The sequence below is a fragment of the Paenochrobactrum glaciei genome, from assembly GCF_039522165.1.
Classification (GTDB): domain Bacteria; phylum Pseudomonadota; class Alphaproteobacteria; order Rhizobiales; family Rhizobiaceae; genus Paenochrobactrum; species Paenochrobactrum glaciei.
Map to the genome: position 1 here is coordinate 1 of NZ_BAAADE010000021.1, position 11,318 is coordinate 11,318.

Consider the following 11,318-nt stretch of genomic DNA (forward strand, 5'->3'; position numbering starts at 1 on the left):
TCACTCGGCAATGTCACACCGAATGAGTTCGCCATAAAAATGGCTCTAGAAAAACAGGCCGCTTAAGGCCAATAGTATAACCCAAGACTCTCCTGAAAAATGGAGGAGTGTTGGGGCTCAGGTCACCTTCTCTGCGCAAGGCATGCCAAACTTTCCTAGCTCCATAGACCTTGCGATTTTCCGCATAAACCCTGCTGATCTCACTACACATGACTGCATCGGATTTGGCGCGATCTGATGCACGTGTAGGATCACGGGCAATTACAGCTCTATCGTAATATGTAGACGGGGCAATCGGCAGTACTTTGCAAATTGGCTCGACCCCGAAAAAGAGCGGTTATCTTCAACAAATGCAATCATTTGCGAAAAGGGCGGTCGAGCTCCGCTTGGGCAAAATAAGCCGAAGCTTTGCGTAAAATCTCATTGGCTTGCCGCAATTCCCGGACTTCACGTTCAAGTTCTTTAATCCGTGCCAGATCGGTACTGGTTGGTCCTGCTAGAGCGCCGTTATCACGCTGTTGTTGGCGTGACCAATTACGAAGGCTATCGGTAGAGCAACCAAGCTTACTTGATATACCCGCAAGCGCTGCAGTTTCGCTCAAATATTCATTGCGATGCTCAAACAGCATCCGAACGGCACGCATGCGAAATTCCGGAGAATAACGTTTCGATGTTTTCTTATGTTCCATAGGATCCACTCTATTGGGAGTTAGACCCTCCGGTAAACTCGGGGCGGTTCAAACCTTAAGCAGCACGTTTATCTTTCCGCCACGAGTCATCAAATAAACATCAGCAAAATGGCAAGCCACCGGTTCACTCACAAAAAGCTTTCAAGCTTTGCCTGAACCTTGCGCTTTTCAATTCACGGGCTTTTCTTATTTGTGTTTCTAAAATTGGCAGTATGATCTTTTATTGAGAAATTTTCTATTAAAATCAGCTTGTTATGTTTAGTGCTTATATCTTATTTTAGTTGCTTCTTTCGGTTAACGCTTGCTGAAACAGATGGGCTTATACAATCATAATATTGACTGCCTTTTCAAATCATTCCGCTTATGGGGGCTGGTTTTCCCTTAGAAATCTGATGCTGCGGGCCCTTAAATTTCGGCCCCCATCACACGTACCCTATCTAACTCAGAAATCTTTGTAGTTGTTTAGGCTAACACACTTAGGGACTACATGCCGAACTACAAAAACATGTAATTAGCCAATAATTTCAATGATTAAGTTGGCCACTTGATAGCCCTCATGTTTTTTCAATGGGTAGATTTATGAAAACCGAGACAAGAAAGAATTACCTGTCTCCACATCAGATGTCCTGCCAACAGGGCATTTTGATGAAACGATACAACAGTTGATGAATGTGACGTACACTCAGAACTCAAACATATGCAATATATGATAAAGGCGCATCACTAACAATTATACAACAAAAGAAACTCCCGCTTTGAATATATTTCTATGATGACAATTTATTGTATCTAAGCCGCCATTTCTAAATGTTATTTGAAATGGCAAGCTGCAGCATGTTCTGAACCGACAACAAGCTTTGGTTCGGACTGTGAGCACAATTCTGTTGCATAAGAGCATCGGGTATGGAAGCGGCAGCCACTAGGCGGATTTGCCGGATTTGGAGGATCACCTTTTAAGCGAACTCTTTGTTGTCCATTGTTTTTTTTCACACTTGGAACAGCCGATAATAAAGCTTGTGTGTAAGGATGCTTCGGACTTTTAAACACTTCTTCACGTGTACCTATTTCTACGATACGACCTAGGTACATAACCGCGATTCTATCACTTACATAACTTACAACCGATAGATCATGGCCAATAAAAATGGTCGTTAATCCCAAATCGTGGCGTAATCGCTCAAGTAAGTTCAATACCTGCGCCTGCACTGAAACATCCAAAGCGGAAACAGGTTCATCAAGCACCAATAACTTAGGCCTGAGTACAAGTGCTCGTGCAATACCAACACGTTGACGCTGGCCACCTGACAACTGATGTGGATACCGGTCAATCTGGCGTGAGTCTGCCCCAACCATTTCCAGCGTTTCAATCACTCGCTTGAGGCGTTCATTCCGATTCAAGCCAGACTTTCCAACCACAAGTGGCTCTTCAACTATTTGTCCAATTGTCATGCGCGGATCAAGTGAGGCAAAAGGATTTTGAAAGACCATCTGAACTTCACGTCGCCAATGGCGCAACTGGCTACGAGACATGGAGCGCACGTCTTTACCGTCATAAATAATGTTGCCACTATTGGCAGGAACCAATTGCAAGATTGTATTAATAAGGGTCGATTTTCCGCAACCAGATTCACCAACAATCCCCAACCCTTCCCCTTGAGCAACGGAAAAGGAAATATTGTCAACGGCCTGAACAGCCCCCACCTGCCGCCGCATCAAACCAGAGCGAACTGGAAAATGACAAACTAAGTCACGTATAGACAACAATGGCTCATTGGCTTTTTCTGAGATCATTTTATCCTGCATCATTTATAAAATCCTCAGATAAATGCACGTGCAGCATTATCAGATGTCATAAGTTTTTCTGAAAAGTGACATGCAGCCTGGCGGCCTTGAGCAACCACTTTCAGCAAAGGCCGTTCGCTGTTGCAAATATCTTGCGAAAATGGACAGCGAGGGGAAAAAGCGCAGCCCTTTATACTATCGACCAAGCTGGCAGGGCGACCACTAATTGATGGTAACGCCTGATCTTCTAAGTCGAGATCAGGAACACATGCAGCCAATGCCAAAGCATAAGGGTGGGCAGCGCGGGTAAATATTTCATCGGGCTTACCAGTTTCAATAACACGACCTGCATATAAAATAGCTACCCGATTAGCGATCTCAGCCACAACACCAAAATCATGTGTCACAAGCATTACGCCCATTTGATTTTCTTGTTGCAACTTTGCCAAAAGGTCAAGAATTTGTGCTTGAACAGTCACATCAAGAGCCGTCGTTGGCTCATCGGCAATCAAAAAATCCGGTTGCAACGCAATTGCCATAGCAATCATAATACGCTGACGCATACCGCCGGATAACTGATGAGGATAATATTTCGATCGTTCTTCCGGATTGGGAAGCCCTACTTTCCTTATAAGCTCAACAGCTTTTTCTTGCGCGGCTTTGCGTCCCATACCAAGTCGGGCGCGAAACATTTCTGCAATTTGATAACCAACTGTGTAAACGGGGTTAAGAGCAGTCGGTGCATCTTGATGCACCATAGCCATACTGGTTCCTCGCAACTCACGCCGAGAGTTTTCACTAGTTGCAAGCAAGTTTTTTTCACGGAAAAATATTTCGCCGCCAGTAATCTTGCCCAATGGCGGTAGAATGCCCATAATGGACATCGCTACCATGCTTTTACCCGCTCCGGATTCCCCCATTACTGCCAGAATTTCTCCTTGATAAATGTCTATGCTGACGCCATCAAGAATTGGAACCTCACCAATGCTAACGGACAGATCCCTGACCGAGACCAGTGGTTTATCTGATAAATTCATGATCAAACCTCAACGGGAACGGGGGTCAAAGGCACGCCGTACAGCTTCGCCCAGCAGAACGAACACTAAAACGGTTACCACCAGAAACAATGACGGAAAAATCAACATATGGGGTGCTACACCGGTATATGGCTGCGCGTCGCTAATGGCAGTCCCCCATGATATGATTGGTGGCTGCAGTCCAAGCCCCAAATATGACAAGGTTGCTTCCGTACCAACATATCCGCCCAATGATAAGGTTGCCATAACCAAAAGCGGTGTAATTGCGTTGGGAACAATATGACGTAATGCGATCCATATTTCTGACGCACCCGCCACACGAGCTGCACGAATATATTCTGCTTCTTTAACTTGCAAAACACTGGCACGCATCAAACGCGCTTCCGTTGCCCAGCCAAGCATAGACAATACCAGTGCCAAGCGGAGCATACCATTGCCGTCGTTATTGCCCAAAACAGACAAGATAACAATGGCACCCAGTAAAGTCGGCAGCCCCATAACAATATCGGTCATGCGGGATAAAACAGCATCAATGGCACCACCCTTATAGCCCGCTATCAACCCAACAATGCCACCAATCAATGTGGAGCCGAGAGCCGCTAAAATTGCTACAACAAGTGAGGCGCGTGTGCCATAAATGGTGCGGGCATAAATATCACACCCTTGGATATCATTGCCAAACCATGCTTTACCCGAGGGTGCGCGCCGCGCACTCAACAGTTGGCATTTACGCGGGTCAGCGGAAGTGAACCATTCCGGAAAAATTGCCATCAAGGCCAGAACAACCAAGACTACCAGCATTATCCAGACGAGCGGACGCCGGCTCAATTCTTGGAAAGCCATACGGCTCAGTGATTGACCGCTAGGTAGTGTTTCAGTTGGAATAGCTGCTGCTGAAGGTGTTTTATTCATAGCGAATCCGTGGGTCCAGCAAAGCATAGGTCAAATCGACCAGCAAATTAACGAAGAGATAAATGAGAACGATGATCGTTACCGCGCCCACAATTGTGACGCCATCATGAAGTCGGATTGAGCGAACAATCAGGCCGCCTACGCCTTGAATATTGAAGACACCTTCAACAACAATTGCACCAGCCAGCAAGCCACCAATATCTTTACCAATATAAGTCACAACAGGTATCAAGCTGTTGCGCAGCACGTGCACGAGCATGATACGGCTATCTTTCAGACCTTTCGTACGGGCTGTACGTACATAATCACTCTGCAAACTGTCGATAACGGTCGTGCGGGTCAAACGCGTCAGCACAACCTGATGAGAAATGGCAAGTACAAAAGCAGGCAACAACATCTGGCTGAAACTGCTTGGATCATTGACCGTCACAGGGAACCAGCCAAGGCGGACACCTAAAATCAACTGTGCCAAATTCGCAATTACAAAGGTTGGAAAGGCAATGATGACAAGACCTGCTAGCAAATTTGTCGTGTCAAAAAATCTGCCTGGTTTCAAGGCGGACAGCATTCCCAGAGCAACGCCGATCAAAGTTTCAATGACCACTGCCATCAAAGCAAGACGAATGGTCGCCGGAAATACACCGGCAATCTGCTCGGCGACATCCCGACCAGTAAATGAACGGCCAAGATCACCCTTGAATACGTCCATCATATAATAAACGTAACGAACCGGCAGCGGTTCATCCAAGTGATAATGCGCAGTCGCCTGCGCAATGAAAGCTTCGGAACACTCCGCATCACCGCATTTTCCGGCTAAAGGGTCGCCAGGCATCCCCCAAGCCAGAAAAAATACGATAAATGTTGTCCCCAGTGCAACAGGGATGAACTGTAACAAACGGCGTAGAATGTAACCGGACATAAGGATTCACCCTTGTGACACATTGTGTTTATTGGTTATTTAAGCGAAATCCGTGTGTAATCCGGACGACCGTTGGAGAAGAGAACAATTTCAGCAACGCGCGGCGAATAACCAACCGCCACTTTCGGATGCCAAAGCGGTACACGCGGCAAATCTACAGCCAAAAGCTTTTCAGCCTGCTGATAGATTTCAAATGCTTCTTCCTGCTTCTTGTAGCTGGCTTCTTCAATCAGCTTTTCGAAAGCGTCATTAGCATATTGTCCGCGGTTTGATGTACCGTTGATCGAGTAAACAGGGATCAATGCGTTATCAATTGCAGGATAATCCAAAGACCAGTTTGCAGGATAAACGCCATCAATCTTACCCGAACGGGTGAGTGAGGAGAAAGTGGAATTATCTGATAAAGACTGTGGCAGACAGGTAACATCCAATGTATTCTGGATTGAGTTACAAACTGCTTCCATCATAGGCTTCAAGTTGCTTTCAGCCGAGTAATAGAGCTTGATATCACCTTCATAGCCACCGGCCGCATCGTAAAGCTCTTTGGCTTTTTCCGGGTTGAATTTGCAAGTGTCACCACAACCATCTGCTACATAGCCATCAGCTGCCGGTGGAACCCAACCAGTTGCAGCGACTGCGGTGCCATTCATAATGATTTCAATAATCGCTTCACGATCAATTGCCATAGAAAGCGCTTGTCGCAGTTCCGGGTTCAAGAGCTGCTTGTTTGCATCCGTGTAAGGCATACCGAGCGCCATTGTTGCCCCTGTCGGAAACAGCAATGTTCTGTCTTCAAGATCGCGCTTCCATTGCTCACCAACAAGCTTGGAAACAGGCACATCGCGCATCATATCAAGATTGCCGGCAACCAAGTCATTATAGGCGGCTTCACCATTGGTATAAATGCGCTGTTCAATACCCTTGAGTGATGGCTTAAACGGCCCGGTATAACCTTCGAAAGCAGCCAGTCGGAAACCACTATCTGCACTGCCGGATTCAAACATGAAAGGACCGGCACCAATCGGCTTTTTCGCATAAGCCATTGTATCGGCAAAAAAAGCCTCAGGCATTGGGAAAAATGCTTTATAGGTCAGCTTGGAAATAAATGACGGCAATGGTGCCTTCAGCTTGATGCTGAAACTATTATCGTCAATGAGCTTCAGACCCGTCATTTCAGTGGAGGTTGGCTCAGGTGTTGCACCATCAACTTTACTAGGGCTGAGTGCCTCATAGCCCTCAATATCAGTGAACCAGTTGTTGTTGGTCTGGCCGTTAGGCGCATAAGCTGCCCAATTCCAAGCATCAACAAAGCTTTTGGCTGTTACCGGTGTACCATCATGAAAAACACGGTCTTTTGCAACTGTGACTGTCCAGTTGATGTTGTCATCTGTTTCGATCGACGTTGCAATATCCATCAAAACCTTTCCGGTTTTGGGATCAACACTGACCAGACCGGCAAGGATTGGCTGTAAAACGTCGGAGCCGCATCTTTCATTCGTATTTGTAGGAATGAGTGGAGCCGCAGGAACACAAGCGGAAATAGAAATCCAACCTGGCTCTGCTGCGGAAACAGCTCCCGTCGCAGAAAAAACTGTACTACTCATTAACAGGGCTAAAGCGAGTGTCTTTTTCATGTTTCCCCCTCCTTGAAAAGGCTAAGCGTTAATCGTTATTTCATGCTCTTTAAATAGCTGACGGCTCTTTGCAAAACCGGATCAGCATCGCTTCCATCTTTCCATTGCGAGAGCGATGGTTCGATTATTTCTTCAGGACAAACGCCGCGACGCTCATAAAGATCACCGTTGATCATGCCTGAAGCCATCGTTGAAATCTGAATTTCAGTGCCACTTGCCGGCAAAATCGTGCGGCGGACAAAACCACTGCCACCTGCCGTCGGTGTTCCAAAGCTTCGAACCTGTGGCAACGCTGCTATCGAAGATGCAAAAATGTCGGAGGCGCTGTAATTGCGTAAATTAATTAATTGGGCGACAGGCTGTGCCAAATGCAAATCACCATGTTCCGGTAAACGTTCAGCCATCAAAAGATTTAAGGGGCCAAAATTTTCATTTTCTGCCGCTGGCCATTCAGGTACGAACTGCGCCATAAAATCTGCAGCTGCAGTTTGCGCCTCCCCGCTCCATTCGGTACTGTTCGATGGGCGCATCAAACGCTTTTGCATAATATGGCGGCCTGCTTCTGGATCACCGCCAGGCATCCGTCTGATCCGTGCCCAAGACGTCACATAGGCTTTATTCTTAGGCACTAAATAGCCGATAATGGCCTGCAACAGATGCCTTGAGCCGCCACCATTATCGCGAATATCAATTATGATCCCATCTGTAGCCTCGAAACTACGCATCAAAGTATGTGCGGCAGCAATCGCTTCCGGTTCGCCAACCATGCCTGCAGGCAGTGCGATATAACCAATATTGCCTGCGATAATGCCACCCTGAACCGGCTCAATTTCCGGCTTTGGATCATGATCAAGCAATGCCAATATGACATCCTTGGTTGCACTACCGCTTTCATTGGTGAACGTCACTGTAACGGACATATCATCCGGCAAAACCACATTGAGTTTTCCGGCCAAAGCACCAATACGACGAATTTCACGCGCCATCCATGTGCGGCGCATGGAACTCGTACCACGCGGCACTCCGCCACCAGCCACGCGTTTCCATTCTTTTATCGGCACACCCGCAATAGCTGTGACAAAGGGATATTCCGGCTCAATCAGTGAGCGGCGATCCAAGCTCACAGCGACGAGCTTTTGCTTGATCCAATCAAATTGCAATGGGGCAATGCCGCTATTGACTAAGGCGCAATCAGCAGAATTGACACGTGTATGGGCATCACCCAACAACGCCATCAAATCCCGCATGGCTTCTACATGCTGGATCCGCGATCTATTAGCGCCGGACTGGCGGATTTCAGCCAGCATTTGCGCTTGGCGCACGCTATATTCCGACGTGGAAATCCACCAATAAGAGAATTCAGATTTTATAAGACGGTCAAGCAGCAGCAGATCGCTTTCCATCTGTTCAGCACTCAGCACTTTAGGCGCTTGCGCTGAACCATCTAGATGAATCTCTTCCAGTGCTTTCAATGCTTCTTGCATATCTGGCTCTGCATTTAATGGCGGGCATTCGCCATATTGCAGAAAAAACCAGATGGAGGAAAGCAGATTAGCTGTAGTTGGCGTCAAGCTAAACTTGGCACCTTCAGATGATAAAATATCCCAGTTCTCAACAGGCACGGCATATTGTGAAAGCACGCCAGCCAGATCACAAATCAGCAATCTTTGCCAATCACGCCCCTCCATTTCAGCAGCTTTATTAACCAGCAAGTCAACATCAATACCATTGATAACCGCCAGCTCGTGCCAACCGTCGCACCAAAATTCTGGGCGGCAATTATCCGGTTGCCAACGCAAAGCAGCAAATCCTGAGGCCGGAAAATCAGACAAATTGCCTAATTTTAGAATTTTACGTGCATCATACGCCTGTTGATAGCTGACCATGATTAAGCCTTGTCACCTTCGGCTTGAATCTGGTCAAGCATGTCACCGACTTCAATCAGATACAGATTGCGTGCTTCTGTGTGGATTGAATCTATGCACACAGCCCGTCCGTCTCTGCGCCACCGCGGATGCAGATCACAACGGTTTACTTTGCCAAGGTTAGGATCAGTCCAGAACCGGCCAATATCATAACGAGCGCCTGTATGGGTATCGTAGATAAAAAGAGTACGAACGCTCGTTGCATCATCGGGATAAGTATCGGATAGAATGAAACGACCATTGGGTGAATAGGTCATGTGACCATTTTCGGTCAGCACCTGCGTGCCAATGAATTCAACCCTATCCGAGCGATCCGTATAAAGATTATAATGAATTTCACCCTTATGAGGGCCCCAGACCATGATTTCCTTTGGATTCACCCAAGTTGGATGGGAAATCTGGTATTCAGATTTTTCATAGTCAAAAACACTATTGGCATCAGCATCATATGCATCATCCAATTGCGGGATCGGATGATCAGAACACTCAAGCAGACATAAATCTGTTCCATCCGGATTAACCGAATAAAGACGATGCAACCAGCAAAATTCATCTTCAATGCGTTTTGTCCAACGATGGAGGAACAAAATGCGCTTGGAATCTTGAGCAATCTCAGGATGGCTAATCCAGTGAATTGCGCCATCCATAGATGCTACAGGCTGATTAGTGTTCAAATCTGCGAGTGAAAGTACAAGTTTAGTCTCACCACTGGCCAAATCTAAAATATGCATGCCATCATCTGAGGGGGCTAACGCTAATTCGACAGGCTCAAGCTCATCAACATATCCAATTGTCGGATGCGTTGCATTGTAGCGTCGATAATCGACACAAATAGCCCATTCAGAACTAGGCGCAACAACATAAACAGGGACATTATATTCGCGCGCTTCTCCGGTTTCCACATTAACCACGCGGCTACCAAAACCAGGATAAAGACCACCATCATTTAATGGCCGACGGATATTGAAGATAATATCACGGCACTGCGTGGCTTCAAGCCATTGCAACTGAGCACCCATCTGCCAGTTCCAACTGGTCGTCTCACTTAATTTTTTAAACTTATTACCATTCGTAAGATCAAAATATCCTACTGATGCCACATCAGATGGCTGCAAGTCTTTGCTCGGAAAGTCACATTGCAACGCCAGAACCCGTGATCCCGTCAGATCCCAGATCTGCTTGTTATAATAACCAAAGAAATGATGCTTACCCGGCTCAGACAGTTCAAATGCTCTGATTTCCGCATTAACGATGCGCTGATTTTCAATCCCCATCCGACATTTCCCCGAGTTTTTGTATAGAATCGTATCCTTATAAAAGCATAATGTACTTCTTGTATCTAAACAAGCACAATTAAGAACATCTGGATTCAGTTCAGATTAATGTATATGCTAAAAGCATTTACCGGAATTGCCTGGAGATGCTTGAAAGGACATCGACTTGAAAAAAAGCGCCTCAGCAGTATCAGCTGCAGATTCAGAGATCTCCCAGCTAGGTTCGCACATCTATGACGAATTGATAAAAAGCATTCGCGAAGGTCGTTACACGCCCGGCGAGCACATCCGCGAAACTGTCGTGGCAACAGAGCTAGGCGTCAGCAGAACACCTGTACGAGAAGCGCTTAGACGCTTGCACAATGACGGAACTGTCGTACTAACACCGAGAAAAGGTGCAGTTGTAGCTGAATTAGCGCATCAAGAAGTCGTTGAATTATATATGCTGCGCCAAGAAATGGAGGCAACGGCTGCGCGCTTTGCGGCTCAGCATGCTTCCGACATAGAAATTATGCAGATCGACAATATTTTAAAAAGAGCAGAAGAATTATTGCACGATCCGCATCGTCTCAACCAGGTCAACTGGGAGTTTCATAACGCAATTTATGAAGCAACACACAATCGATATTTCATGAAAGCAATTCGCTCAATATCCGATTCTATGATGATGTTACGCGGAGCCCGATATATTCCGGAAAACAGACCTGAACAACTTGCATCAGAGCACCGGGCAATCTTTAACGCAATTCAAAATCGAAAACCTCAAGAGGCAGCTGATGCCGCACGTTACCACATTCAGCAATCCTTACTGGTTCACTTGAATAGCAATAATCGTAGTTTTTCTGAGCACTCCAGAAAAAGCTGATGCTTTGGGTTTATTTTTTAAAATCAAGCGATTAAACTCATCATAACAATCAGACACCGCAAAGACTTTAAGCAAATTCAAGTTTTGAATCTTAAAAGCAGATATGTATATATCGTTTCACAAGGACGGGTGTTAAATAGAATTTTCTTCTAAGATTGACCTGAGCCCCAACACTCCTCCATTTTTCAGGAGAGTCTTGGGTTATACTATTGGCCTTAAGCGGCCTGTTTTTCTAGAGCCATTTTTATGGCGAACTCATTCGGTGTGACATTGCCGAGTGA

Annotated in this window: 9 protein-coding genes, 1 pseudogene and 1 other annotated feature; of the genes and pseudogenes, 1 reads left to right on the forward strand and 9 read right to left on the reverse strand. The window is 46.2% G+C overall.

Annotated elements, in window-relative coordinates; genetic code table 11:
• Positions 1-13 precede the first annotated feature (13 nt).
• The 9 genes and pseudogenes from ABDZ76_RS17090 to ABDZ76_RS17130 form a co-directional block, all read right to left on the reverse strand.
• Positions 14-211 (reverse strand): IS3 family transposase, encoded by a 198-nt coding sequence (locus tag ABDZ76_RS17090; protein ID WP_343808415.1) that lies wholly within the window; start codon positions 209-211, stop codon positions 14-16.
• Between the two features lie 75 nt (positions 212-286).
• Positions 287-402 (reverse strand) — a sequence feature (AL1L pseudoknot).
• A gap of 80 nt (positions 403-482) precedes the next feature.
• A pseudogene (locus ABDZ76_RS17095) lies at positions 483-689 on the reverse strand (transposase); the annotation flags it as partial.
• 810 nt (positions 690-1,499) lie between these two features.
• Entirely contained in the window at positions 1,500-2,495 is a 996-nt protein-coding gene (locus ABDZ76_RS17100) for an ABC transporter ATP-binding protein (RefSeq protein ID WP_343808418.1), read from the reverse strand.
• Positions 2,496-2,506: 11 nt separating this feature from the next.
• Complete coding sequence (locus ABDZ76_RS17105) at positions 2,507-3,508, reverse strand: ABC transporter ATP-binding protein (RefSeq protein ID WP_343808421.1); 1,002 nt, start codon at positions 3,506-3,508, stop codon at positions 2,507-2,509.
• A gap of 9 nt (positions 3,509-3,517) precedes the next feature.
• Positions 3,518-4,420 (reverse strand): ABC transporter permease, encoded by a 903-nt coding sequence (locus tag ABDZ76_RS17110; protein ID WP_343808424.1) that lies wholly within the window; start codon positions 4,418-4,420, stop codon positions 3,518-3,520.
• Positions 4,413-5,339 (reverse strand): ABC transporter permease, encoded by a 927-nt coding sequence (locus tag ABDZ76_RS17115; protein WP_343808427.1) that lies wholly within the window; start codon positions 5,337-5,339, stop codon positions 4,413-4,415. Before ABDZ76_RS17115 ends, ABDZ76_RS17110 begins: the two co-directional genes overlap by 8 nt.
• A gap of 35 nt (positions 5,340-5,374) precedes the next feature.
• On the reverse strand, positions 5,375-6,973 hold the full coding sequence (locus tag ABDZ76_RS17120) for a peptide ABC transporter substrate-binding protein (RefSeq protein ID WP_343808430.1): 1,599 nt from the start codon (positions 6,971-6,973) through the stop codon (positions 5,375-5,377).
• 35 nt (positions 6,974-7,008) lie between these two features.
• The gene (locus ABDZ76_RS17125; protein WP_343808433.1) at positions 7,009-8,859 is read right to left on the reverse strand and encodes a S41 family peptidase; all 1,851 of its coding nucleotides are present in this window, start codon (positions 8,857-8,859) and stop codon (positions 7,009-7,011) included.
• Positions 8,860-8,861: 2 nt separating this feature from the next.
• Entirely contained in the window at positions 8,862-10,172 is a 1,311-nt protein-coding gene (locus ABDZ76_RS17130; protein ID WP_343808436.1) for a hypothetical protein, read from the reverse strand.
• 166 nt (positions 10,173-10,338) lie between these two features.
• Between ABDZ76_RS17130 and ABDZ76_RS17135 the strand changes: the two genes are divergently transcribed.
• Positions 10,339-11,037, forward strand: coding sequence for a GntR family transcriptional regulator (locus ABDZ76_RS17135; protein WP_343808439.1), 699 nt, complete (start codon positions 10,339-10,341; stop codon positions 11,035-11,037).
• The last annotated feature ends 281 nt before the right edge of the window (positions 11,038-11,318 follow it).

Bases quoted from the DNA above. Each gene is read 5' to 3' on its own strand.
- ABDZ76_RS17090 (WP_343808415.1), bottom strand. From the start codon at position 211: ATGTGTAGTGAGATCAGCAGGGTTTATGCGGAAAATCGCAAGGTCTAT.
- ABDZ76_RS17115 (WP_343808427.1), bottom strand. From the start codon at position 5,339: ATGTCCGGTTACATTCTACGCCGTTTGTTACAGTTCATCCCTGTTGCA.
- ABDZ76_RS17110 (WP_343808424.1), bottom strand. From the start codon at position 4,420: ATGAATAAAACACCTTCAGCAGCAGCTATTCCAACTGAAACACTACCT.
- ABDZ76_RS17100 (WP_343808418.1), bottom strand. From the start codon at position 2,495: ATGATGCAGGATAAAATGATCTCAGAAAAAGCCAATGAGCCATTGTTG.
- ABDZ76_RS17105 (WP_343808421.1), bottom strand. From the start codon at position 3,508: ATGAATTTATCAGATAAACCACTGGTCTCGGTCAGGGATCTGTCCGTT.
- ABDZ76_RS17130 (WP_343808436.1), bottom strand. From the start codon at position 10,172: ATGGGGATTGAAAATCAGCGCATCGTTAATGCGGAAATCAGAGCATTT.
- ABDZ76_RS17120 (WP_343808430.1), bottom strand. From the start codon at position 6,973: ATGAAAAAGACACTCGCTTTAGCCCTGTTAATGAGTAGTACAGTTTTT.
- ABDZ76_RS17125 (WP_343808433.1), bottom strand. From the start codon at position 8,859: ATGGTCAGCTATCAACAGGCGTATGATGCACGTAAAATTCTAAAATTA.